Annotated in this window: 17 protein-coding genes; 9 read left to right on the top strand and 8 right to left on the bottom strand. The window is 69.9% G+C overall.

The features are described from left to right. Positions 1-115: 115 nt before the first annotated feature. The 5 genes from speB to POL72_RS19135 all read right to left on the bottom strand — a co-directional run bounded on the left by speB (position 116) and on the right by POL72_RS19135 (position 10,708). Entirely contained in the window at positions 116-1,117 is a 1,002-nt protein-coding gene (speB, locus tag POL72_RS19155; RefSeq protein WP_272096876.1) for an agmatinase, read from the bottom strand. Between the two features lie 166 nt (positions 1,118-1,283). Continuing rightward, positions 1,284-2,375, bottom strand: coding sequence for a polyamine ABC transporter substrate-binding protein (locus tag POL72_RS19150; protein ID WP_272096875.1), 1,092 nt, complete (start codon positions 2,373-2,375; stop codon positions 1,284-1,286). Positions 2,376-3,105: 730 nt separating this feature from the next. Next, a complete protein-coding gene (locus POL72_RS19145) occupies positions 3,106-5,319 on the bottom strand; it encodes a SulP family inorganic anion transporter (protein ID WP_272096874.1) in 2,214 nt (737 codons plus the stop codon). 216 nt (positions 5,320-5,535) lie between these two features. Further along, positions 5,536-8,622, bottom strand: coding sequence for an AAA family ATPase (locus tag POL72_RS19140; protein WP_272096873.1), 3,087 nt, complete (start codon positions 8,620-8,622; stop codon positions 5,536-5,538). Between the two features lie 415 nt (positions 8,623-9,037). Further along, a complete protein-coding gene (locus POL72_RS19135; RefSeq protein WP_272096872.1) occupies positions 9,038-10,708 on the bottom strand; it encodes a serine/threonine-protein kinase in 1,671 nt (556 codons plus the stop codon). A 512-nt stretch (positions 10,709-11,220) separates the two neighbouring features. Between POL72_RS19135 and POL72_RS19130 the strand changes: the two genes are divergently transcribed. Next, positions 11,221-12,384 (top strand): serine/threonine-protein kinase, encoded by a 1,164-nt coding sequence (locus POL72_RS19130; RefSeq protein ID WP_272096871.1) that lies wholly within the window; start codon positions 11,221-11,223, stop codon positions 12,382-12,384. A gap of 5 nt (positions 12,385-12,389) precedes the next feature. Beyond that, the gene (locus POL72_RS19125; RefSeq protein WP_308738128.1) at positions 12,390-13,403 is read left to right on the top strand and encodes an NAD(P)H-quinone oxidoreductase; all 1,014 of its coding nucleotides are present in this window, start codon (positions 12,390-12,392) and stop codon (positions 13,401-13,403) included. Between the two features lie 13 nt (positions 13,404-13,416). Here the strand turns inward: POL72_RS19125 and POL72_RS19120 are convergent, their stop codons facing one another. Beyond that, positions 13,417-13,905 carry a DUF2452 domain-containing protein gene (locus POL72_RS19120; protein WP_272096869.1) on the bottom strand — a complete coding sequence of 163 codons (489 nt, stop codon included), beginning with the start codon at positions 13,903-13,905 and terminating at the stop codon, positions 13,417-13,419. 37 nt (positions 13,906-13,942) lie between these two features. After that, a complete protein-coding gene (locus tag POL72_RS19115) occupies positions 13,943-15,127 on the bottom strand; it encodes a hypothetical protein (RefSeq protein ID WP_272096868.1) in 1,185 nt (394 codons plus the stop codon). Between the two features lie 203 nt (positions 15,128-15,330). On the opposite strand from POL72_RS19115, the gene murA reads away from it, so the two are divergent. From murA to sucD, 5 genes are all read left to right on the top strand, one after another. Then, positions 15,331-16,599, top strand: coding sequence for a UDP-N-acetylglucosamine 1-carboxyvinyltransferase (gene murA, locus POL72_RS19110; RefSeq protein ID WP_272096867.1), 1,269 nt, complete (start codon positions 15,331-15,333; stop codon positions 16,597-16,599). After that, entirely contained in the window at positions 16,596-17,231 is a 636-nt protein-coding gene (hisG, locus tag POL72_RS19105) for an ATP phosphoribosyltransferase (RefSeq protein ID WP_272096866.1), read from the top strand. The genes murA and hisG overlap by 4 nt, the downstream gene beginning before the upstream one ends. A 121-nt stretch (positions 17,232-17,352) precedes the next feature. Next, positions 17,353-18,303 (top strand): hypothetical protein, encoded by a 951-nt coding sequence (locus POL72_RS19100; protein WP_272096865.1) that lies wholly within the window; start codon positions 17,353-17,355, stop codon positions 18,301-18,303. Between the two features lie 330 nt (positions 18,304-18,633). Further along, a complete protein-coding gene (gene sucC / locus POL72_RS19095) occupies positions 18,634-19,830 on the top strand; it encodes an ADP-forming succinate--CoA ligase subunit beta (protein ID WP_272096864.1) in 1,197 nt (398 codons plus the stop codon). Between the two features lie 95 nt (positions 19,831-19,925). Further along, positions 19,926-20,807, top strand: coding sequence for a succinate--CoA ligase subunit alpha (gene sucD, locus POL72_RS19090; protein ID WP_272096863.1), 882 nt, complete (start codon positions 19,926-19,928; stop codon positions 20,805-20,807). Positions 20,808-21,162: 355 nt separating this feature from the next. Here sucD and POL72_RS19085 read toward each other — a convergent pair whose 3' ends face one another. After that, positions 21,163-22,203, bottom strand: a complete 1,041-nt coding sequence (locus POL72_RS19085; protein ID WP_272096862.1) for an oxidoreductase — start codon at positions 22,201-22,203, stop codon at positions 21,163-21,165. A gap of 476 nt (positions 22,204-22,679) precedes the next feature. Here POL72_RS19085 and POL72_RS19080 point away from each other — a divergent pair, with 476 nt between their 5' ends. Beyond that, the gene (locus POL72_RS19080) at positions 22,680-23,690 is read left to right on the top strand and encodes a hypothetical protein (protein WP_272096861.1); all 1,011 of its coding nucleotides are present in this window, start codon (positions 22,680-22,682) and stop codon (positions 23,688-23,690) included. Further along, entirely contained in the window at positions 23,590-25,047 is a 1,458-nt protein-coding gene (locus tag POL72_RS19075) for an HTTM domain-containing protein (protein ID WP_272096860.1), read from the top strand. The genes POL72_RS19080 and POL72_RS19075 overlap by 101 nt, the downstream gene beginning before the upstream one ends. Positions 25,048-25,055: the final 8 nt, after the last annotated feature.

Below are 25,055 nucleotides of genomic sequence, written 5' to 3'. Positions count from 1 at the left end.
TCACCCGCACAGGAGACGGGCCCAGATCGTCGTTTTCGGCGCGGAAGCGCACTCCTGTGCGCCGAGCACCGAAAACGACGAGATGGGCCCGTATCCGAAGCGGGTGACCGCCGCTCTAACGCCGCTCTCCCTCGGCCGGCTCCCTTGCTTTCTCGGACGGCTCCCTTGCTTTCTGAGCGCCAGGCCGGCACGCGATGAGCCCGAGCCCCTCGTGGGCTATGGTCGCACCCGCGAGCGCCGTGATCTCACCCACGTCGTACGCGGGCGCGACCTCCACGACGTCCATGCCGACGAGCGCGATGCCCTGGAGCCCACGCAGGATCTCCAGCGCGACAGCGGTCGACATCCCCCCGCAGACCGGCGTGCCGGTGCCGGGCGCGAAGCTCGGATCGAGGAAATCGATGTCGAACGTCAGGTAAACCTCGTGGTCCCCGACGATGTTACGCACGTGCTCGATCACCGCCCTCGCGCCATGGCGATGAACCCAGGGCGCGTCGAGCACCTGGAAGCCGAGCGTATCGGCGTTGTAGGTGCGGAGCCCGATCTGCGCCGAGCGGCTGGGCTCCACGAGGCCCTCCCGCGCCGCGTGGAAGAACATGGTGCCGTGATCGACCCGCCCCGATCCGACCTCGTCGCTCCACGTGTCGGAGTGAGCGTCGAAATGGATCAGCGAGAGCTTGCCGCGGCGCTTGGACACGGCGCGCAGGATCGGGTAGCTCACGAAATGATCCCCCCCGATCGAGAGGGGCGTCACCCCGGCGTCGAGGATGCGGCCGATGTGCTCCTCGATGGCGGCAGGGCTCTCCTCCGGACGCCCGTAATCCCAGACGCAGTCGCCATAGTCGACAACGGCGAGCCGGTCGAGCGGGTCGAACTCGTAGCCGTAAGGGCGGTTCCACGCGAGCTGCGCCGAGGCCTCCCTCACCGCGCGCGGACCGAAGCGCGTCCCTGGACGGTTGCTGGTCGCCGTGTCGAGCGGGATGCCGGTGACCGCCACATCGACGCCGGTCAGATCGCGCGTGTACTTGCGACGCAGGAAGGAGAGCGCGCCGCTGTAGGTCGGCTCGCGCCGGACGCCATAGAGGCTATCGGCCGTGAACGCGTTGTCGACGATCATACCTCTCGCGCGAGAAGTGGTCTTGGAGCGATGATCTTCCATGGGGGTCCTTACGTTCAGATCGACGCACTCCAGCTCGGGCGTGCGCTCGACACCGGCGCGTCGCGCAGGATTGGCATCGGCGTGATCTGAGGCTGAACACCTCGTTGGCGCCATCGCCTCGCGGTCAGTTCGACTTCACGGCCGCCCAGACCTCGTCGTAGAGCTTGGCCGCCTCACCGAGATCGCGATGGGCCTCCAGGCGGGTCGCCAGGTCGCCCGTCGGGTAGATGAGCTGGTTCGTCCGATCTTCGACCGGCAGCTGGGCCTGCGAGGCGCTGTTCGGGGTCGCGTACTTCGTCATCATCGAGAGCTGCGCGCCGCCCTCGGGGGTCAGCATGTAATTGATGAACTTGTGGGCCAGCTCGGGGTGGGGCGACTTGGTGGGCACGGTCATCACGTCGACCCAGATCACGGAGCCTTCCTTCGGAATGACGAGGGCGAGGCGATCCTTGTCCTCCCAGACCACCTTCTGCGCGTCCCCGTTCCAGACGACCGCCATGTCGACGGAGCCGCCCTTCACGTCCTGCGTCGCGCCGATGCCGCCCTTGAAGCCGAGGCACTTCGGATTGCTCTTGGCCTCCTTGAGGATGCGCCCAGCCTCCCGGATCTCTTCGGGCTTCGACGTGTTGCTGGAAAAACCCTTGTACTTCAGCGCCGCGCCGACCATGTCGCGCATCTCGTCGATCAGCACGAACGTCCCCGGCGTCTTCTGGGCGTCGAAGAGCACGCCCCACGTCGGATCCATGTTCGGGATCTTCTTCTTGTTGTAGATGATCGCGACAGTGCCCCACTGGTAGGGGATAGAATACTTGTTGTTCTCGTCGAAGTTCGGGCCCGAGAACCGCGACTCGAGGTTCTTGAGGTTGGGGAGCAGGGCGTGATCCAGGGGGCGGATGAGCCCGCGGCGCGCGAGCCGCCCGCTGGCGTGGGCCGCCATCACGACGACGTCGTACTGCGCGTCGGCGCCCGCATAGGCGAGCTTGCTCTCCATCTCCTCGGTGGAGTCGTAGATCGTGAGCCGCAGACGTGCGTTGTTCTGCGTCTCGAAGTCCTTGATGCTCTTGTCGTCCAGGTAGTTCGGGAAGATGAGGACGCTGAGCTCGGAGGGCTGAGCTGCAGGTTCCTTGGCGCCCGAATCCTCGCGCTTCTCAGCAGGGGCCTTGTTGTTATTGCAGGCGACAACCGATAGAATGCCCCACAGAATGGCTAGTACCATCAGGGGTCGACGTTGAGTTTGCATAAGTTGTCCTTTCTCCAGCTGCTCAAGGCGGACAGGCCTGCGGGTGTTCGCTGGCGCGATGCTGGCCTCTGAGATCTCCCGGAGCGCCAACCAGCGGAGCGCGTCTGCGGACCGAGGCCCCCATCGGCCGGTAGGACGCGCGCGGGACGCCGGGCAGCCCCGGCCGCAACCCTGGGGTTCGTGGATTGCAAGCGAGCGTCCCCTTGTCAAGGGAAATGTGATGCGCAGTAAGCAACACGACTGGCCTTCTCATTCGGAGCGAAACCACGACTGTTCGCAAGCTTAGGCGAATCGTACATTTCGTGGCTCTGAATCCGAAAGAGATCGTCGAAATTGCATTCAAATGTGTGTTCGCCGCGCATCCACGCGCATCCGGGATAGCGATTACACGGGATTGTTCTCCCCCAGGTGAAACGGCGCGCGGCACGGCAATGCATGTTTCGACGCGACCGGAACACAGGACCGCAATGCTCGCAGGCTGCGCTCGGTGATCGTGCGCATCGTGCGCATCGTGCGCATCGTGCGCATCGTGCTCGTCGTGCTCGATCGGAACGGCCGGATCCAGGTGCTCACGCGTGCAGCATTGAAAAGCGGGAACGCCGGCCCCCCGGCGCGCGGCGCGCACCGGGGAGAGGCGTCCTGCCATCGCACCATGCTGCAAGCGAGTCTCCACGGGAACGCGACACTCCAAGCCGACTCGACGAGCCTAGTTGAACAGCGATTTCACGGGCCCCGTCGAGTGCACGATCCTCCGGGCCAGCAGCGTGACCACGTTGTGATGGAAGGCCGCGGCCAGCTCGGGCGCCTCCGCCGTCATTCGCTGCAGCGCCTCCTCCGAGAGCCGGTAGAGCGTGGACTGCCGGCTGGCGGTGACCGTCGCCGACCGCTTCTCTCCCATGTAGAGCCCGGACTCGCCGACGACCGACCCCGGCCCCATCGTGCGGAGCCGCTTCACCTTCTTCCCGTCGATCTCGAGCCAGGCCGTGAGCTCTCCGCTCTCGATGAGGTAGAGCTCCTTCGAGACATCTCCGGCCCGGAACAGATCGAACCCATCCGGGAGCTCCACGCGCTCGAGGTAGCCGAGAAAACGCAGCATTTCATCGCGACCGCCGAAGACGTCCTGGAGATCGTAGAACAGCATCGGAGGCGGCAGCATGCTGGGCGGCGCCTCCGCGATGATGTCCTTCTCACACGCCTCGAGGCCTCGATCCAGATCCGGGTAGATCTGGCAGACGTCGTCGTCGCCCCGGACGAAGACCTCACCCCGCTCGAGGTGATTGCGGATGTCCACACGCACCTCCGTGAAGAAGAGCTTGACGCCGTTCGCCTTGGCGAGCCTGCGGAGCCGGAGGAAGCTCGCGATGGCGGACGAGTCGATGCCGTTGACGTGGCGGAAGTCGAGGAGCAGATAGCGCACCTCACCGTCGTCGCTCTGGATGCGCTGCTGGGCGGTCGAGAGGAGATTGTACGCCGTCCCGAAGAAGATATACCCTTGGAGCTGGAGCACGTAGAGCTGCTTGGCGCGCTCCGTCAGGGTCATCTCCTCGCCGTCGCTGCGAGCGACGTTGCTGCGCAGGTGGAGCCCGGAGATGGCGTTGCGCACCACCTCGATGCGGCTGTAGCTGAGCGCGAAGAGGATGAACGAGACGCCGAGCCCCACGCCGATGCCGACGAGGAAGCCCCGGACGGCGACGACAAGGAGGATCACCACGATGACGAAGTACTCGATGCGCCGCAGCCGGAACCAGCCCTCGTAAAGCGTGTTGATGAGGAAGTGGAAGCCCAGATAGGCGATCAGGCCCCCGAGGACGGGGCGCGGGAAGTACAGGATGGCGTCGGCGCCGACGAAGAGCACGACGCAGCTGATCGCCGCCGCGACCAGCCCCGAGACGCGGCTGTTCGAGCCGGCCTTGAAGCTCATCGACGACTCGGCCAGCGACAAGTAGCCGACCATGCCGCCAAACAGGCCCGTGACGATGTTCGCGACGCCCGTGGCCCGCAGCTCGCGGTCGAGATCGATCTCCTGCTCCGTCGCGAGCTCGACGCCGGACGCGCTGAGCAACACGGTGATGGCGGCCATGATCGTGACGGCGGCCATGTTGCCCGCGCTGCCGAACAGGACCCCCCAGTCCACCTTCCCGAGGTCCGAGGCGGCGATCGGCGGCCAGAGCGACGCGGCCGGGAACGGGCCGAGGAGCCAGCCGCTGTCGAGCACCTGCTGCACGCTGACGCCGGCGAGCCCCACCGAGACGTAGAACACGACGATCGAGCCCCCGAGCAGCACGGGGAGGAGCAGGAGCGACGAGAACCGCCGCAGCACCAGGAGGAGCAGGACGCCGAACACGAGGCCCGGGAGGACCCGCTTCAAGAGCTCCGGATCCATCGCCACGGCCGGAAAGATGTCGAGCGCCGATGGCTGGCCGGACATCACCGAGATCGAGCCCTGGAGGAGGAGCCAGCCGGCGCCTGCGATGAAGCCGCCGGCCACGGGGTACGGGATGAAGCGGACCAGGATGCCGAGCCGTAAGAGGCCGAGCAGCAGGAAGAAGCCGCCCGCGACCACCGAGGTGATCGCGATGGCGGCCACGATCGTCGGGAACGGGCTCGCCGTCGGGTCCTTCTGCGCGATGCCCGTCGTGATCGCCGCCGCCATCGAGGCGAGAATGACGGCTGCGTCCTCCTGCGGCGCGGCGATCACCGGCTTGTAGGAGCTGAGCAGGGAGACGATCACGCCGACGATGACGGAGCTGATCAGGATGATGCCGATCCCTCTCGAGAGGTAATCGGCCAGCCCGTGGTTGAATATCAGCGCGCCAAGAGAGATATCGAACGAGACGACCAGCGTCCCCGAGACCATTCCGGCGATCACGGCGGGCATGAGCTTGGAAGGCTTCGCCTTCTCAAGGAGCTCCTCGTTCAACAGCGCAGGTGACTCCTTTGTTGCCTGTCGTGTCATGCTCTTGGGAGACCTCTTGATCGATTGTCAGCGGAATTCGCAGGGCGGCGAGGGCCGGGGCACGCCGGCGCCGCGCGGGCCGGCGGGGCCTCTGCGCCGCGATCTAGGGAGCGCGCGACGACGTCGGACGGCGGGGCCGCTTTCGCGTGGGCGGAGGGCACGGCAGCGTCCCCCACCGGCTCAAGAGGCCCCCAGCTCACGCTCGATGGCAGCGGCCTGCTCCTGCAGGGCCTCCGCCTCGCCGAGGTGGCCGCTCAGCCGGTGCAGCTTCGCGAACTCCCCAAGGAGCCTCGCCTCCTCGCGCCGGTTCCCGATCTGCCGCTCGACCGTGATCGCGCGCGAGTAGAGCGTGCGGGCGGCGTCGTACCGGCCCTGGACGGCGTAGGCCATCCCGAGGCTCGCGAGCGTGAGCCCCTCGGCCGGCAGGTTGCCCGCCTCGCGCGCGGCGCGCAGCCCCTCTTCCCAGTACGTGCGCGCGTCGTCCGGCTGCTGCATCGCCCAGTGCGTGCGGCCCAGGCCGAGGAAGCCGAGCGCCTCGGACCCGCGATCGCCGAGCTTCTGGGCGTCGGTGAGCACGCGGATGTGCTCCTGCCGCGCCTCCTGGTACCGCCCCCTCGCCTCGAGGACGTCGCGCGCGAACTCGTACCGCACGACGACGCTCTCGGGCGTGGGCTCCGGCGAGAGCTTGAAGTAGACGCGGTAGAGGCGCGTCGCCTCCTCGTGGGCGTAGCGCGCCGCCGCCTTGCGGGCGCCCGCGAGGAAGTAGCGGCGCGCGTGGTCCACCTTGCCCGCGCGGCGCCAGTGGCGGCCGAGCGCGACGAGCTGGTCCTCGAGGTCGTCGCCGTAGAGGCTCTCGATCGCCTCGGCCGCGAGCCGGTGGAGCTCCTGGAGCCGCGCGCGGGACTGCATCTCGTAGGCCGCGTTGCGGAGGAGCGCGTTGCTGAACTGGAAGCGCCGCTCCGTCATCTGCGACCAGATGCACTGCGCCTCGCCGATGCGCACGTGCTCCTCGAGCACGGACGCGTCGGGGAGCATCAGCGCGAGCACGCGCAGGTCGAACTCGCGCCCGAGGACGGCCGCGGCGACGATCGTCTGCTTCACCTTCGCGTCGAGCCGGTCGAGGCGCGAGATGAGCAGGCTGTTCACGTTCTTCGGCGGCATGAACGTGTTCGAGATCGAGATGGAGCTCGAGCTCGATCCGTAGCGCCCGTCCTCGAGCCAGTAGGCGAGGATCTCCTGCGCGAAGAACGGGTTGCCGCCGGCCGTCTCGCAGAGGAGCGTCGCGAGCATGTCCGGCATCGGGCCGCCGAAGAACGGGACCGCGAGCGCGAGGAGCTGCTCGCGCGGCAGCGGCTTCAGCTCGATGACGTTCTCGGAGATGCCCGGGTCGAGCGGGATGCGGACGGGGGTGCCGTCGTCCTTGCGCCGCGTCGTACAGATGATCGCGATGGGCAGCCCCCGGCACGCGCGCGCGATCACGCGCACCGCCTCGAGCGAGTCCTCGTCGGCCCAGTGGGCGTCCTCGAGGTGCAGGATCACCGGCTGGAGCGACGCCTCGGCGAGGAAGACGAAGCTCAGCGCCGACAGCGTGCTCGTGTACCGGAGCTTCGGGTGCAGGCGCTCGTACGGCGAGTCCTCCCAGCGGATGCCGATGAGCGCGGCGAACACCGAGCGCGCGCGATCGAGCTCGCGCTTCAGCGCGGCCTGGCTCTCGGGCAGGCGCTCGAGGAGGTACTCGAACGCGTCATCGAAGTTCGTGAGCTTCTCTTCCTTGCCGAGCGCGGAGGACTCCCAGAAGTACTCCTTCAGCGCGAACTCGAACGCGTTCAGCGAGCTCTGGAGCGTCTGGTCGCAGCGCGCGTCGATCCACAGGAAGGGCCGGTCGCTCTGGTGCTCCTCGCACCGGTGGCGGAAGCGCTGCACGAGGTAGCTCTTCCCGAGCCCCGGCTCGCCGTCGATGTACGTGATCCCGGCCGGCTTGCCCTCGAAGATCGGCCCGACGTAGCGCGCGAGCTGCTCGATCTCCGCCTCGCGGCCGATGAGGCCGAGGTCGTAGAACTCCTTCTGGACCGAGATGCGGCGGCGCTCCAGCGAGTAGACGAGGATGGGCAGATCGAAGCCCTTGAACCGGAAGATGTTCTCCGTCGTCCACTGGTAGCTCGTCTCGCCGGCGCGGAAGACCTGCTCGTCGGCCCAGATCGCCGACCAGGGGGCCTTCGCGACGAGGCGCGCGGCGAGGTTCGTCGCGCGGCCGATGCACGCGAACTCGTGCCGCTCGGTGCCGCCGTTGAAGCCGGCGTACCGGACGTCGCGCGTGATCCCCGCGCGGAGGCGCATCTGCCGGAGGCCGCGCTTCTTCAGCTCCAGCGCGAAGTCGAGCGCGCGATCGTTGTCGTTCTCGTGGGTGATCGGGGCGCCGAAGTGGATCAGCGCGGCGATGCCGAGATCGCCCGCGTCGATGCCCGTGAAGGTGCCGCCGTAGAGCTCGGAGAGCTCGTGCAGGAGGCGCGTGAGCTCCGCGAAGCTCGGGATCTGCTCGAACGAGAGGAAGACGCTCGTGACGTTGCGGAACTCGCCCTCCGGGGGCATGTCCGCGACGCCCCTCGCAACGAACGCGGTGCCCTCGCCGCGCGGCGGGTTCCTCGGGACCTGCGGCATCCTGGGCGCCGGCACGTCGCCGAGCTTGTAGACGCCCTCGCCGTGGTACTTCGCGCTCGCGGGCGGGATGCGATCGCAGAGCGCGCGGTCGAGGAGGATGTCGCCCTTCAGCGCTTGCCGCTCGATCGCGACGCACGCGGCGAGCGCCTGCCCGTGGAAGTGGTAGTACGCGCGCTCCGGGGAGATGCGGACGATGCCCCACTCGACCGAGCCCCACGCGAGCCCCATCCGGAACGAGAACGGGAAGCTGCCGAAGGGCGTGTCGCGCTCGGGGTGCTCCGCGAACAGGTCGCGCATCGCGAGCGCCGCGCCGAGCACGTACTCGGCGACCTTGCGGTCCGGCGTGTCCTGGAACAGCGCCGTGAACGCGTCGCCCGCGAAGTTCGTGATGAAGCCCCCGGCGTGGTGGACCGCTGCGATGAGCGGGTCGAAGTAGTACCGGAGCGTGCCGGCGAGCGTCTCCGCGCCCGCGCGGCCGTGCTGCATCAGCTTCTCCGTGAGCTCGGTGAAGCCGGGGATGTCGATCATCAGCACCGCCCCCGTGAAGCTGCCCTCGGTGTTGCCGAGAGCGTCTTGCTGGATGATGAAGTCGGGGACGAGCGGGTTCATTTCCTTGCTCCTCAGCAACGGATCCCGCTTGGAATCGGCCTGGGAAGCGCGTCTGCGGGACGCAGAGCCTGGAGTCTACTGCCGGCGGGAACGGATGAATACCGGGATCTTCGATCGATCGTTCGGGCGCTGGTTCGGGCGGCCTTGGAGGGCCCGGTTCGCCGCTGGATTTGACGTTCCTCGCGCTGCGCGGGCTGGCGAGCGTGCGCGTGTCCGTGCGCGCACTCCTGCGCATATTCCGGAGAATGCGGCACATCGTCTCCTTCACCGTTGCCGTGCGCACCGCGCAGGGGGTGCTCGCCCACGGAAAGTCTGGAACAAGGTGCCTCCACCCCGGCGGGGACATCCGCCCAGAGCGGCCGCGCGGTGAAGACAGACGGGGAGACGACGATGTGGAGTGTGGGGCGCTGGAGGGTCATCGTTCGATCTGGATATCCAGCGGCCGAGGAGAAGGGGGCGGGGGCGGAGCGTCGGGAGCGGGCGTGGGCCTCGCGGCCGGCCGGCCAGCGTAGGGGCGAGGCGCCGGGGAGGCCGGGGGCGGCGTGGGCGCGGCAGGCGTGCTCGTCGGCGCCGCCGCGGCCTGCTTCGTGAGCGTGGCGACCAGGCGCACGGACTGATCGGAGGGGCCCTGGACGATCGAGTACGGCTCGTAGCCCTCGTGGCGCACGGTCAGCCGGCGTGGGTTGGCGCGCACGGAGCTGTTCGAGAGCGACAGCTGGAGCGGCGTGTTCCCGAGCGGCTTGCCGTCTTCCAGCACCTCGGCGCCGGACGGCATGGACTCGACCATCAGCACGAACGACCCGACGTCGGCGGGCGGCGGCGCGACCTGCGGCTTCGCCGGTTGCGCGGCGGCCGGCGCCGGCGGCGGCTCGCTCGAGCGCATCTGCGACATCGCGACCCCGATGCCCGCGACGGCGAGGACGCCCACCGCGACGAGCACGATGCCCTTGCGGCCCTGCGGCGCGGCGTCGGCCGGGCGCGAGGCGGCGCCGAGCGAGGCGTCGTCCACCTGCGAGGTCGTGCCGCCGGACGTCGACGAGGGCGACGACGAGCTGGCGGGGATCGCCGTCATCACGCGCACGGGCGGCATCGGCGTCGGCATCCTGCCGGTGCCGGTGGAGTCCATGGTCACGAGGCCCGTCGAGCCGAACGCCGGGGACAGGCCCATCGCCTGCGCGCACTCGCCGAGCCCGCGGATGAGGGCCTCCATGTTGGCCGGTCGGCCGTCCGGATCCTTCGACAGGCAGCGCAGCACGAACGCCTCGAGCGGCTCGGGCACGTCGGCCTCGGGGTTGCGCTCTTTCATCCGCGGCACGGGCTGCTGCAGGTGAGCGATCAGGATCTGGACCGAGTTCTGCGCCTCGAACGGGACCTTCCCGCAGAGCATCTGATAGAGGATCACGCCCAGCGAGTACACGTCCGTCCGCAGATCGACCTTGCCGTGCGAGATCTGCTCCGGCGACATGAAGCGCGGTGAGCCGAGGAACGAGCCCTGCTGCGTGAGCTCCTCCGAGTCGTCGGCGAGCACCTTCACGAGGCCGAAATCGAGGATCTTGACGAGCTCTCCGGTGTCCTCGCCGGGGACGAGCATGACGTTCGACGGCTTCAGATCGCGGTGCACCACGCCGTGCTTGTGCGCCTCGCGCAGCCCGCGCGCGATCTGCCGGGCGATGCCCATCGAGTCGGGCGCCGGGAGGCGGCCCGCCTTGCGCAGCCGCCGGAAGAGCGTCTCGCCCTCGAGGAACTCCATGGCCATGAAGTACCGCTCGGGCTCCATGTTCTCGACTCGGCCGTAGTCGAAGACCGTGACGATGTTCGGGTGCTGGAGCCTGGCGAGGATGCTCGCCTCGAGGAAGAAGCGCTTATGAAAGTTGGGGTCGATTTGATTCGATGAGTTCGTGGGCGTCAGGACCTTGATCGCGACCTGGCGCTCGAGCGCGATCTGCTCGCCGCGATAGATGACGCCCATGCCGCCCGTCGCGAGGAGGGAGTGGATCTTGAACTTCTGATTCAAGACCTTTCCCAGCAGCGGATCGGACTCACCGCTGGCCGAGGCACCGTCCGAAAGCTTCTCCGCCGTGCTCATGGCCTCTGTCTCTTTCCCCTTCCCATCCCGCTGGCCCCCACTGCTGGCAGTCGGGGAAAGCGTACCCCGAGCCCGTCACGCGCTGCCTAACGCTCGACTTACGTTCGACTTACGTACTGGTTCACGTGCTGGTCAACGTTCAGGTCGACGTGCCGCCAATCGTTCCGGCTTACGTTCTCGCTCACGTTCCGGCTTACGTTCTCGCTTACGTTCTCGCTTACGTTCTGATGCAAATTCTGGTACCCGCCTCGCCGCGGCACCTCTCGCGCTCGTCGGGTTGGCTTTCGGACCGGCTGCGGCACGTTTGAGCTCAGCCTACCGTAAGCCGCGAGCCGATCCAACCCAGCTGCTGAAGATGACATGGGTTGGCTACCCAACCACACGCTGTGGGCGTGCCCCCCCGGCCGGGACGCTCGGTCCCTGAACGAGCTTGCTGCATGGGCGGATGTACCCGTACTCTGACCGGGTCCCCGATGCCGCCGCAGCACTTCATCCGATGCCAGGCGTGCGGGTTGCCGCACCCGTCGGACACCGAGAGGTGCCCGGTGCACGGCACGGCGCTCACGCCGAGCGTCGCCCCGCCCTCCTCGACGCGGGTACCGCCGACGAGCAGGGGCGAGTCGGGGTGGCCGGTGGACGGGCCGCTGCCGCCCGACATCGATCCCGATCAGCCGCGGCCGACGAAGGAAGCGCCGCTCGTCGGCCGCCTGCTGCACGACCGCTACCGCATCCTCGGCGTCATCGCGAAGGGCGGGATGGGGATGGTCTACGACGCGATCCACATCGGCCTGCGGCGCCGGGTCGCGATCAAGACGCTCCGCGGCCAGTACGCTCAGAGCAAGACGGCCATCGCGCGCTTCCACAACGAGGCCGCCGTCGCCGGCCGCTTCGGCCACCCGAACATCGTCGAGGTCTACGATCTGGGCGTGCTCGACGACGGCACGCCCTACCTCGTGATGGAGCGGCTCGAGGGCGAGACCATCACCGAGCGGCTCGCGCGCGAGCGCCCCATGCCCATTCCCGTCGTGCTGGACGTGGCCGTCCAGGTGCTCAGCGCGCTCGTCGTCACGCACACCGAGGGCATCCTCCACCGCGATCTCAAGCCGGACAACATCTGTCTCGTCGGCGGCGGCCGCGGCCCGCTCACCGTGAAGGTGCTCGATTTCGGCGTCGCCGAGGCGTTCAACACGGGGGCGGCGGCGCCGTCGATCCTCGTCTCGATGGCCGCCGCGGGGAGCCACGCGATCGCCGGCACGCCCGCGTTCATGGCGCCGGAGCAGGCGCAAGGCGTCCGCGATCTCGACGCGCGCGCGGACCTCTACTCGGTGGGCATGCTGCTCTACGTGATGCTCACCGGGCAGCTGCCGTTCAAGGCGCCGACGGCCGCCGCCCTGCTCGCGGAGATCCAGCGGGTGAAGCCGATCCGCCCGCGCATGCTGCGGCCCGAGGTGCCCCACTCGCTCGACGTCGCGACGATGCGCGCGCTCGCGCTCGACCGCGAGGAGCGCTTCCCGAGCGCGGCCTCGATGATGGACGCGCTCGAGCAGGTGCAGATCGAGGCGGCGATCGGCGGCAACGCGCCGGCCGAGCCGGAGGCGGAGCCGGTCGATCCGGACTCGGAGAAGGTGGAATACTTCTACCGGAAGAGCGTGCTCCCGCCGCCGATGGAAGAATGAACGGCGTGAGCGGCACATGCGGCACATTGAAGATGCGCGCCGTCGTCATCCGCGAGCCGGGCGGGCCGGAGGTCCTCGAGGTGCGGGAGGTCGATGCGCCCGACGTGCCCGACGGGCACGTGCGCGTCGCCGTCCGCTTCGCCGGGGTGAACCGCGCCGATCTGCTCCAGCGGCTGGGCCTTTACCCGGCGCCGCCAGGCGCGCCGCAGGACGTGCCGGGGCTCGAGTACTCCGGCGTGGTCGAGGCCACGGGGAAGGGCGCGCGCCGCTTCGCGCCGGGCGATCGCGTCTTCGGCCTCCTCGCGGGCGGCGCCTACGCCGAGCGGGTCGTCGCGCACGAGCGCGAGGTCGCGCCGGTGCCGGAAGGGCTCACGGACGAGGAGGCGGCCGCGGTCCCCGAGGCGTTCGTGACCGCCTACGACGCGCTCGTGACGCGCGCCCGGCTCGCGCCCGGCGAGCGCGCGCTCGTTCACGCGGTCGGCAGCGGCGTGGGCACGGCCGGCCTCCAGATCGCCCGCGCGCTCGGGTGCTTCGTCGTCGGGACGTCGCGCACGCAGGACAAGCTGGATCGCTGCCGCGAGCTCGGGCTGCACGCCGGGATCGCGGCGTCGGGCGCGAGGTTCGCGGACGAGGTGCTGAAGGCGACCGGAGGCGCGGGGGTCGACGTGGTCCTCGAGCTCGTCGGAGGCGCGTACGTCGGCGAGGACCTCAAGGCGTGCGCGTCCAAGGCCCGCATCGCGCTCGTCGGGCTGACGGCCGGCGCGTCCACGGAGCTCGACCTGCGCGAGCTCCTCCGGAAGCGCGTCGAGCTCATCGGCACCGTGCTCCGCTCGCGCCCGCTCGAGGAGAAGATCGCGGCGGCGCAGGTGCTCGAGCGGAACATCTCCCCGTGGCTCGCGAGCCGCGCCGTGCGGCCGGTCGTGGACCGGGTCTTTCCGATCGGCGATGCCGCCGCGGCACATATTTACGTCGCCAGCAACGCGTCGTTCGGGAAGGTGCTGCTCCAGCTCGGCGGGTGAGCGAGCGCCGCGGTCACGCGCCGCGGCCGGTGAGGCGAGCGAGCGCGCCGGCCTCCGCGTCGTGCGCCTCGGCCTCCTCGGACGGCGTCCACGACATGTCGACCTCGAGGCGGTACGAGCCCTCGAACGCGTGCGGCGGCGAGCCGCCCCACTCCTCGGGCGAGAGCATCGAGAGGTAAGGGACGCCGTCGCCGCGCCGGTAGAGGTGGTAGACGTGGCCGGGCCGCTTCTTGAAGGTGCACGCCGCCCGGTGGAGCTCGCCGTCGCGCTGCGCCGCCTCGAGGACCCGCCGCGCCTCCTCCTGGAGCGACCGGATCTGCCGCGCGATCTGCGCGAGCTTGCCGCCGGTGACCGCGCCGAGCAGCGCGTCCGCCTGCTGGATCTCCCGCGCCACGTCGACGAGCTCGTGCGGCGGGGAGAGCCGGCTCAGGGGATACGGCGAGGTGCGGGAGGGCCCCTCATGGCGGCCGCCGCCGTGCTTCGTGTAGCCGTCGTCGCTCATGCGGTCCACGTCGTCATGGATCGTCCACGGCCCGGCGTCACGGGTCCGGGCACCCGTCCTCATCCGCGACGCCGTCCTCGTCTTCCTTCTGCGTCGGGCAGCGGTCCTCCTCGTCGACGACGCCGTCTTCGTCGTTGTCCCCTTCGGGGCACCCGTCGTCGTCCTGGAAGCCGTCGCGGTCCTCCGGGAGCTCGCGGCACTGATCGACGTCGTCCGGCACGCCGTCCTTGTCGGCGTCGTGCACGCGCGGGGTCCAGGCCACCGAGAGGACGGCGCGCAGCGGCGCGGTGCCGACGCCCCCGGCCAGCGCCGTCTCGACGCCGGCCAGGAACGAGACGTCGCCCAGCGCGTAGCGCGCAGCGAGGCCGAGCTCCAGCGCGGCCGCCTCCTGGCTCGCGAACGGCGCGATCGGCGAGAGCGGGAGGTGCCCGTGCGCCTCGAGGAAGAACGTGGCGCGCCCTTCCGGGTCGATGCCCAGGATCTGGGGCCGGAACGAGAGGCCGAGGCCGAAGGGGAGCTCGTGGCCGAACACCGTGGGGCACGGATCGCCGCCCGCGGCGGAGACCGGGGTCGCCTCGCACCCGAAGCGGGCCTCGCCGGCGCGGAGCTTGACGCCCGCCGCGAGGTGCGCGCCGAACGCGATCAGGCGGTACTCGGCGAGGAGCCTGAGCTCGTTCGTGACGCCCCCCTCGCCCACGAACGACGCCTCGTCCCCCGTGGGCAGCGTGAAGCGCTCGTGCAGCGCGAGCGCGAAGCCGCCCAGATCGCCGCCGATGGGCTGCACGAGGGTGAACTTGCCGACGAGGCCGAGATCGCCGAGCGCCTGCGCCGGGAGCCACGTGTCGCCGAGCACCCGCGTGGCGTCGGACGTGGGGTCGTCGCCGCTCTGGTGGAGGACCACGGGCAGCGTGAGCCCCACGAGCAGGCGCCGCGCGACGCCCACGCCGGCCGCGAAATCGGCGCTCACCTGGTGGCGGATGACGTCGAAGCGGACCTTCCCCGAGGCGGGATCGCGGAGCACGAGGGGACGGTAGGCGTACGAGGCCCAGAGGCTCGCGCTCCACTCGCCCGTGTCCGGGGTCGCGGCGGGCTCGAGGTAGACGCCGGCCCCGGGGTCGATCGAGGCGCGGAACCCGCGGAGATCGGCCGACGGCTGCGCGGCTGCGAGCGGGGCCACAGACGCGGCGAGCAGCGAGGACAGGGCGATGGCGCTCGGTCGCATGGCCGGTGGAGACTAGACCAGCGCACGGGAAGCGCACGGGAAAGTGGGCCCGTCGTCCGCCCGCCCCGCGCTCCGCGCCGGCCGCGCCCCGCGCTCGCGGCGGCGCAGCGGTCGACGCGGAGCGCCGGGCGAAACACGGGGCGCGGCGCGCGGGCGACCCCCGAAACATCGCGTTCCGCCGCGGGTTGTGCGATAGCGGGGGCATGGACTCCATCCGGATCCGGGGCGGTAAGCCGCTCTCCGGCAAGATCCGCATCAGCGGCGCGAAGAACGCCGCGCTGCCGATCCTCTGCGCGACGCTGCTCTCCGATGGGGAGAGCCTGCTCCGCAACGTGCCCGCGCTGCGCGACATCGACACGACCTCGGCGCTGCTCCGGTTCCTCGGGCGCAACGTCGAGACCGCGCCGCCGCTCGTGAAGGTCGGCGCCGGCGACAACGTGCGGCCCGAGGCCCCCTACGAGCTCGTCAAGCAGATGCGCGCGAGCGTCATGGTCCTCGGCCCGCTGCTCGCGCGCTTCGGCCGCGCCAAGGTGTCGCTCCCCGGCGGCTGCCAGATCGGGACGCGCCCGGTGGATCAGCACCTCAAGGGCCTCGAGGCGCTCGGCGCGACGATCCGGCTGTCCCGCGGCTACATCGTCGCGGAGTGCAAGCGGCTCCGCGGCGCCGAGGTCGTGTTCGATCTGCCGACGGTGACCGGCACCGAGAACCTGATGATGGCCGCGGCGCTAGCGAAGGGGCGGACCACGCTGGTGAACTGCGCGCGCGAGCCCGAGGTCGAGGAGCTCGGCCGGGTGCTCAACAAGATGGGCGCGCGCGTGAGCGGCGCCGGCACGGACGTCATCCACATCGAGGGCGCGGACGAGCTGGAGCCGTTCGACCACGCGATCATCTCCGATCGGATCGAGGCCGGCACGTACATGGTCGCGGCGGCCGCGGCCGGCGGCGACGTGCTGATCGAGAACGCGCCGCTCGAGGACCTCGAGGCGGTCGCGGCGAAGCTCCGCCAGGCGGGCGTCGAGGTGGGCCGCGAGGGCGATTGCGTGCGCGTCCGCCGCGAGGGGCGGCCGCTGCGCGCCGTCGACGTGACGACGGCGCCGCACCCAGGCTTCCCGACCGACATGCAGGCGCAGTTCATGGTCCTGATGTGCCTCGCGCAGGGCACGTCGCGCATCGTCGAGACCATCTTCGAGAACCGCTTCATGCACGTCCCCGAGCTCTCGCGGATGGGGGCGCACATCGACGTGGACGGCCACACGGCGCACGTGCACGGCGGCGCGCCGCTGTCGGGCGCGACCGTGATGGCCACCGATCTGCGCGCGAGCGCGTCGCTCGTCATCGCCGGGCTCGTGGCGACCGAGGGCGAGACCGAGGTGCTGCGCGTCTACCACCTGGATCGCGGCTACGAGTTCATGGAGCGCAAGCTCGCGCAGCTCGGCGCCGACACGGCGCGCGTCGAGGGGCGGGCCGGATGACGAGGCCCCTCACCATCGCCGTCCCCAAGGGGCGGATCCTGAAGGACCTCATCCCGCTCGTGCGGCGCGCGGGCCTCGACAGCGCGCCCCTCGAGGCGAGCGATCGCCGCCTGGTCCGGCCGACCGCGGACGGCGCGATCCGGTACGTGTTCCTGAAGCCGGACGACGTCCCGACCTACGTCGAGTACGGCGCCGCCGATCTCGGGGTCTCCGGCCGCGACACGCTCCTCGAGCGCCGCCACGATCTCTACACGCCGCTCGATCTCGGCATCGGCCGCTGCCGCCTCGTCGTGGCCGGGCCCGAGCAGACGGAGGTGCCCGATCTGCCGCGCGTCGCCACGAAGTACCCGCGGATCGCCGGGGATCACTTCGCGAGCAAGGGCGTGGTGGCGGAGATCATCCCCGTCCACGGCTCGGTGGAGCTCGCGCCGCTCGTCGGGCTCTCTCACCTCATCGTCGATATCGTCGAGACGGGCTCGACGCTGCGCGAGAACCGCCTCGAGGTGCTCGAGACGGTCACGGAGGTGAGCACCCTGCTCGTCGCGAACCGCGCGTCCTACAAGCTGCGGAGCGACGCCATCCGCCCGCTGGTCGAGCGCCTGCGGGCCGCGACGGCCGGCGCGGGGCGGTGATCGCCGCGGGGGCGCTCGTCGCCGCTCGCTGATCGAGGACTGCCGCCGTCCGGAGACCCAGAGAGAGGAGGCCCAGCTGCTACCGCACCTCGCCGCGCTCCCGGCCGACATCGACACCTGGGTGGGAGGAGGGACCAGCGTCGTCGCGGGCGTGCACCGCGACGCGCCCGCGGCCCTTCGCTTCGACGCGCTCGCGCAGGCCGAGGTCGGGCTGCGGCTCGCGAGCGGCTCGCTGTACTTCCGGCTCGATCTCGACGTGCAGGCGACCACGGCGCCGCTCGGCCTGCCGGCGTTCGGGCTGCCGGCGTTCGTCTACCCCACGTGGTCCTTGGCGACGCCGGGGATCAAGATCGGCCCGCCCGAGTGGGCGATGCTCCAGATTGGCCGCGAGGATCACCACCTCCGGCTGGGCATCGTCACGCACCCGATTGGCATCGAGGACTGGGACGGCTGGATCAACACCTTCCCGACGACCTCGACCATGATCAGCACCGTCCCGGGCCGGATGCTCGGCGTCGAGCCCGGGCTCGTCCTCGGCGAGGGATACGAGATCAACCTCTTCGGCGGCTTCGATCTCGACGTCGACGCGCCGACGTTCGGCGCCGGTCTCACCACGATGCAGCCGCTCTGGTCGACCTGGTCGGGTATCGCGCTGTATCCGTCGATCGATTTCTACTCGGTGGTCGTCGCCCTGGAGCTCTACCCGGCCGAGGCGCTGACCGTGTCGCTCGACGGCAGCGTCGGGCTGGTCGGCGCGGCGGACGAGGCGGGAGCGATCGAGCTGAAGCCCTGGGTGGGAGGCGAGATCATCGCCAATGTCCTCCCGAAGATGGCAATCCATCCGAGCTTTCGAATCCAGGCTCTCCACGAGCCCGGGAGCGCCCTCTCTGCCTTTCTGTTCGCGCCTCAGCCGAGCGTCTCCGCGAGCGCCGGGCTCACCTACACGCCGTTCGATGAGCTCAAGATCAGCCTCGAAGGCAAGGTCTCCCAGGTCGAGGACGACGTCCTGTCCGGCCTGTTCGCCCTCGTGGCGCTCCGCCGGCCTGAGCCGCCGCCCTACGCCGCCAAGTGAGGCCACGGAAGCGGCGCTGTGGCGCCGTGATCCGCCCGCGCCAGGGCGCAGCGCCGCCGCCTGAGAGCGCCGCGGCCCGAGAGCGACGGAGGCCGGCGACGTCAGGCACCACCAAGGCAGACGACGTCGAGCGCCGCGCCGCCGCACTTTTCCATGGATGGGTGAGTCGGCGCGAAACACTCGAAACGTAACGTGCCGGAACGTAACGAAACGTAACGCATGACTTCACACGCGCCCGCGCGCGGGCGCGTCCGCTCCACCGACGTCCGTCGCCCCTGTTTTTCGAGTCTCGCGCTGGCGCGGCCTTGTGATAGGGTGGCGGCCCCTCTCATGAAAATCCACGAGTATCAAGGCAAGCAGCTCTTCGCTCGCTACGGAGTGCCGGTACCGAAAGGGGAGCCCGCTTTCCAGGCGAGCGAGGTGGCGCCGATCGCCGATCGGCTGATCGCCCAGACAGGTAACCCGGTCGTCGTCGTGAAGGCGCAGATCCACGCGGGCGGCCGCGGCAAGGGCGGCGGCGTCAAGGTCGCGAAGGGCGGCAGCGCGGAGGCGACGGCCCTCGCCGAGAAGATCCTCGGCATGCAGCTCGTCACCAAGCAAACGGGCCCCGAGGGGCAGAAGGTCCGGCGGCTCTACATCGAGCAGGGCCTCGACATCGCGCGCGAGCTCTACTTCGCGATGCTCGTCGATCGCGAGCGCCGCCGCGTCGCGGTGATCGCCTCGACCGAGGGCGGCATGGACATCGAGGAGGTGGCCCACAGCACGCCGGAGAAGATCTACAAGCTCTTCATCGATCCGGTGCTCGGCCTCGCCCCGTACCAGGGGCGGCAGCTCGCGCTCGCGCTCGGGCTCACCGCGAAGGAGACGCAGCGCCAGTTCCTGAAGCTCGTGGCCTCGCTCTACGCCTGCTTCACCGCGGAGGACTGCTCTCTGCTCGAGATCAACCCGCTCGTCGTGACCGGCGCCGGCGACGTCTTCGCGCTCGACGCGAAGGTGAGCTTCGACGACAACGCCGAGTTCCGGCACGCCGAGTGGAACGCGATGCGTGACGTCGACGAGGAGGACCCGGTCGAGCTCCAGGCGAAGCGGGCCGGGCTGTCCTACGTGTCGCTCGACGGCGACATCGGCTGCCTCGTGAACGGCGCCGGGCTCGCGATGGCGACGATGGATATCATCCTCCATTACGGCGGAAAGCCGGCGAACTTCCTGGACGTGGGCGGCGGCGCCACGCAGGAGCAGGTGAAGACCGCGTTCCAGATCATCCTCCGGAGCGAGCGGGTCCGCGGCATCTTCGTGAACATCTTCGGCGGCATCATGCGCTGCGACGTCGTCGCGGCCGGTGTCATCGCCGCGGCGAAGGAGCTCGGGCTCAAGGTGCCTCTCGTGGTGCGCCTCGAGGGGACGAACGTCGAGGCCGGCCGCAAGCTGCTCGACGAGAGCGGGCTGACCATCCAGTCGGCGAGCTCCATGGGCGACGGCGCGCAGAAGATCGTCGCCGCCACGCGCGGCGGCAAGGCCGGCGCCTAGGGCGCCCGCGGGCATCGGGCCTCGAACCCAGTTGAGCAGCGAGCCAGCGGCGGTGGCCGAGCTCCTGTCCACGTTGAAGGTAGAGTAATCAAGCGATGAGCATCCTCGTCAACAAGGACACGCGGGTCGTCTTCCAGGGCATCACGGGCGCCTACGGGTCGCAGCACGCCCGCGCCTGCATCGAGTACGGGACGAAGGTCGTCGCCGGCGTGACGCCGGGCCGGGGCGGCCAGCGATTCGAAGACAAGGTGCCGATCTTCGACACGGTCGAGCAGGCCGTGCGCAACGAGGGCGCCGAGGTTTCGTGCATCTTCGTGCCGCCGGTCGGCGCGGCGGACGCGATCACCGAGGCCGTCGATGCGGGCTGCAAGCTCGTCATCTGCATCACGGACGGCGTGCCGGTGCTCGACATGATCCGCGTCCGTCGCTTCCTCGAGGGGAAGCCGGCGCGGCTCATCGGGCCAAACTGTCCCGGCGTGATCACCCCGGGAGAGTGCAAGATCGGGATCATGCCGGGCCATATCCACAAGAAGGGCCACATCGGCGTCCTCTCCCGCTCGGGCACGCTGACCTACGAGGCGGTCGGCCAGCTGAGCGCCCTCGGCATCGGCCAGTCGAGCTGCGTGGGCATCGGCGGCGATCCGGTCGGCGGCATGGACTTCATCGACGTGCTCGAGCTCTTCAACCAGGATCCCGACACCCACGGTGTGGTGCTGATCGGCGAGATCGGCGGGACGGCTGAGCAGCGCGCGGCGGCCTGGATCAAGAAGAACATGAAGAAGCCGGTGGCGGCGTTCATCGCCGGCCGCGCGGCGCCTCCGGGCAAGCGCATGGGCCACGCTGGCGCGATCATCGCGGGCGGCGAGGGCACGGCGGCCGAGAAGATCGCGGCGCTCGAGGCGGCGGGGGCCAAGGTGGCCGCGACGCCGGCCGAGATGGGCGTCGCGATGCAGGCGGCGCTGGCGGCGGCGCGCTGATCTGATTGCCCGGCCCGGGGCGAGGGTGCTCGTCGGGTGGGGTGGGGGCCCCGCCGAACTCGCCCGAGGCATCTCTCCTCCAGCGAAGCTGGAGGAGAGATGCCTCGGGCTCAGACATCGGCCCATCCCCCACCCCACCCGACGAGCACCCTCGCCCCGGGCCTACCGATATCCTTTTTTGGCCCACCTCGGATATCGGCAATCCCCAGGGACTATCGCTGTCGTTGTCGACGCACGTCGGGCGTCGGCTCATTCCTCGATAAGCACATTGGGTACAGGGTGACGGAGGTCGCGTGAGCGATGCGCTCTTCAACCGCTTCTCGACGCAAGCAGCGGTTTTCCTACGCCGCTTCGATCACGCGTCGAGCGATATCGTCCGCCGCTCGGCCGCGCTCTTCATCGCAGCCTCGATGACACGGATCACGTCGCGCGCCTCCTCGGCGCGCACCGGCGGCGGGGCGCCGTCGAGGATCGCCGCCGCGATGGCCTCGTAATAGGCCTCGTAGGCGCCGGGCAGGCTCTCGATCGTGCGGCGCTCGCCGCTTGCCGTGACGAGCGTGCCGAACCAGCGCGGGTCCTCCCGCCCCCACTCCGGCACGCCCGGGCGCGTGCCTGCCTTGAGGGCGTCCTCCTGGCCGTCGATGCCGTACTTGAGGAAGCTCCCGCCGTCGCCGTGGACCGCGAAGCGCGGCCCCGGCTCGGGCACCAGCGTCGAGGAGCGCACGATCACCCGGCGCCTGCCGTAGTCGAGCGTCAGGTGGAAATAGTCCACCGTGCGCGCCCCGGACCGCTGCGCCTGGAGGTCGGCCGTGACCGCGCGCGGCAGGCCGAAGAGCACGAGCGCCTGGTCGATCAGGTGCGCGCCGAGGTCGTACAGGATCCCCGAGCCAGGCGCCTCCTGCTCTCGCCAGCCCTGCTTGATGGCGGGGCGGAACCGGTCGAAGTGCGCCTCGTACGAGGCCACCTCGCCGAGCAGGCCCTGCTCGATGCAGCTGCGCACGGTGCGGAAGTCCGCGTCCCAGCGGCGGTTCTGGAAGACCGAGAGGAGCCGGCCACGGCGCGCAGCCAGCGCAATGAGCTCGCCCGCCTCGGCGCTCGTGATCGTGAACGGCTTGTCGACGACCACGTGCTTGCCCGCCTCCAGCGCGGCGCGCGCGAGCGGGAAGTGGGTCTCGTTGGGCGAAGCGATGACCACGAGGTCGATCCCCGGCTCGGCGATCAACACCTCGGGCGTCGGATGCACGGCGACGCCCGAGTGGTCGGCCATGACCTGGCCCTCCCGGCGGGTCGCGATGGCGGCGAGGCGCAGCCGAGGGATGGACCGTATCAGCGGGGCGTGAAAAACGGCGCCAGCAAGACCATAGCCGACGAGGCCGACAAAGATGCGTTGGGACATGGCAGGACGGGCTCGTCCGGGACGCTAGCCCGAAGAAGCGCTCGGGGGAAGCCCGGCCGCGAAAACGCCGAGGAGCCTCCAGAGGCGCATGACGGCGGCTGGCGAGCCACCACAGGCATCCGCAACCACGATCGCGCCTGGCGGGCCACCACAGGCATCCTCCACGCTCGGCACGTCGCGCTCGGCATGTTCGCTGTCGCGCTCGGCATGTTCGCTGTCGCGCTCGGCACGTTCGCTGTCGCGCTCGGTGATATGCCCAGAGCATCCACGTCGCTCGTCATCCCACGAGGCGCTCCGCACAAGGCATCTTCGAAGCGTACGAGCTCACGACGGAGGCCCGCGCGAGCGACGAGCACGGGAGAAGTGGTCATCGTGCATCCGATGTCGTCGCCCGTGCTACCCATCGCCGTGGAACGAGTCAGTTCGCACAGACGCGGCGCGGCGGTTGCGATAGCCTCCTGCGCTTGGAGACTTTGATGCAAGCCAAGAGCATCCTTTCCGTGGTGGCCCTGACCACCTTGATCGCCGGCAGCCCCTTCGCGGCAGGGTGCAAGACCACCGCCGAGGCCAGCGTGACCGAGGAGTCGGTCGAGGCTGTCCCCGTGGCCATCGAAGATCCGCTGACCGAGGAGCACGACGGCGGCTCGGTCGGGTGGGATTTCGCGCCCGATGGCACCGTGAAGGCGATCGTGAAGGCGCCTGACGGCAAACCCATCGACAAGGACGTGAGCGGCACGCTCACGTGGAAAGGGCCGAACGGCGACGCGCAGGCCCCGCTGGCGCTCGACGCGAAGACTGGGCTCCTCGTCGCGACAGGGCCCAAGCTCGAGGCCGATCTCACCGAGGTGAAGTACAACATCGTCGTCGCCGGGAAGCCGTGGAACGGCACGCTCCACCTGCCCTCAGGGGGCACGAAGGTCATCGTCGAGGGCGCGAGAAAGGCCGAGAAGAGGCCCATCCCCCCGGGCAAGACGGGCCCGAACGGCGGCGTGATCCAGGTGGTCGGCGACGACACGATCGAGGTGGTCGCGGACAAGGCCTCCGGCCAGGTCAGGGTCTACGTCCTCGACGCGGACCTGAAGCCGGTCCCCGTCGGCGACCGCAAGATCAAGCTCGGCTTCGTGGGACAGGGCTCCGAGCTCGTCGTGCTCACCCCCGGCCCGGGCGGCCTGTACTGCGTCGGCAAGGTCGCGGCAAAGGTCAACCCGGTGAAGCTCACCGTCGTCGTGGCGCACCCGACGCACGCCGACGTGGTGCTCGTCGGCTATCGCCCCGGCGTGCACGTCATCGTCGGCCCGAGCGCGCCTGCCCTCAACGTCGTGGTGGCGACGACGTGGAACGTGGATGTGAAGGTCAAGACGGCTCCAGGCGTGGTGGTGGTCCACGATGACGACGACGACGATGACGACGGCCGACCGGTCCACATCCACGTGCACGGCAAGCACAAGCACCACAAGCACGGGCACGCGCACGGGCACTGGAAGTGACCTCGCGCGGCGCTGGGCGGCCTACCTCACCGCCGAGGTCGACGCCGCCTCCCTCGCCGTCTTCCGCGCGAGCTATGGCGCCCTGATCGCATGGGAGGTCGTCCGGTACGCCCTCCACGATCGGATCTACCGCTATTACATCGAGCCAGGCTTCTTCTTCAGCTTCGTCCCCTTCGTCCGTCCGTGGGGCGGGACAGGGATGTACTGGCACTTCGGCGCCCTCTTCGTCCTCGCGCTGCTCTGCGCCGCCGGGCTCTTCTACCGGGTGAGCGCCGCGCTGCTCTGCGCCGCGCTCACGTACGTCTTCCTCCTCGACAAGGCACAATACCTCAACCACCTCTATCTCCTCTGCCTCCTCGGCCTGCTGCTCGCCGCCGCCCCGGCGCACCGCGCGCTCTCGCTGGATCGCCGCCGCGCGCGCCGCGCCTCGCCGGGCGGCGCGCCGCGTGACACGCCGACGGAGTCCGTGCCGCGCTTCTATCTCTTCGCCCTGAAGGCCCAGATCGCCATCGTCTACTTCTACGGGGGCGTCGCGAAGCTGAACGGCGACTGGCTCCGGGGGCAGCCGCTCACCATGTGGCTCGCCGAGCACGGCGACGCGCCCCTCGTCGGGCCGCTCCTGGCCTCATCGACAACAGGGCTCGCGCTCTCGTATGCGGGGCTCTTCATCGACCTCTCGATGGGCTTCCTGCTCTTCTCCCGGCGCACCTTCCCCTTCGGCGCGGCGCTCGCCGTGGCGTTCAACCTCTCCAACGCCCTCCTGTTCAAGATCGGTATCTTCCCCTACGCGATGATCGCCGCGCTCGCGCTGTTCGGCGATCCCTCGTGGCCGAGGCGGCGCCTGCCCTTCCTGTTCGAGGAAGCAAACGCCCCCGGCGACGAAGCCGGCGTCCCCTCGCCCGCCGCGCCGCGCCGGCCCACGCTGCCGCTCGCGCTGCTCCACGGGTATCTCCTGTTCCACCTCGTGGTGCCGCTCCGCCACTGGGCCTATCCGGGCGACGTCGCCTGGAACGAGGCCGGACACCGATTCTCGTGGCGCATGAAGCTGCGCGACAAGAGCGTGAGTGAGCTCGGCATTCACGTGCTGGATCCGAGGACCGGTGTGCGGGAGCCGCTCGACGTCGAGGCGTGGCTCACGAGCCGCCAGGTCGGGGAGATGTGCACGCGGCCCGACATGCTCGTCGACTTCGCGCACCACGTGGCCGATCGCCTGCAAGAGGACTCCGGGGTGCGGCCCATCATCACGGCCAGGGTCGTCGCGTCGCTCAACGGAGGTCCCCCCCGCGACCTCGTCGATCCGACGCTCGACCTCGCGTCGCAGCCGCGCGGCCTCCTCGCGCTCGTGCAACCACCCTAGCTCCGCGT

The organism is Sorangium aterium, assembly GCF_028368935.1.
Classification (GTDB): Bacteria; Myxococcota_A; Polyangia; order Polyangiales; family Polyangiaceae; genus Sorangium; species Sorangium atrum.
The sequence above is the reverse complement of the archived record's forward strand: the minus strand, read 5'-3'. Positions and strand labels throughout refer to the sequence as shown.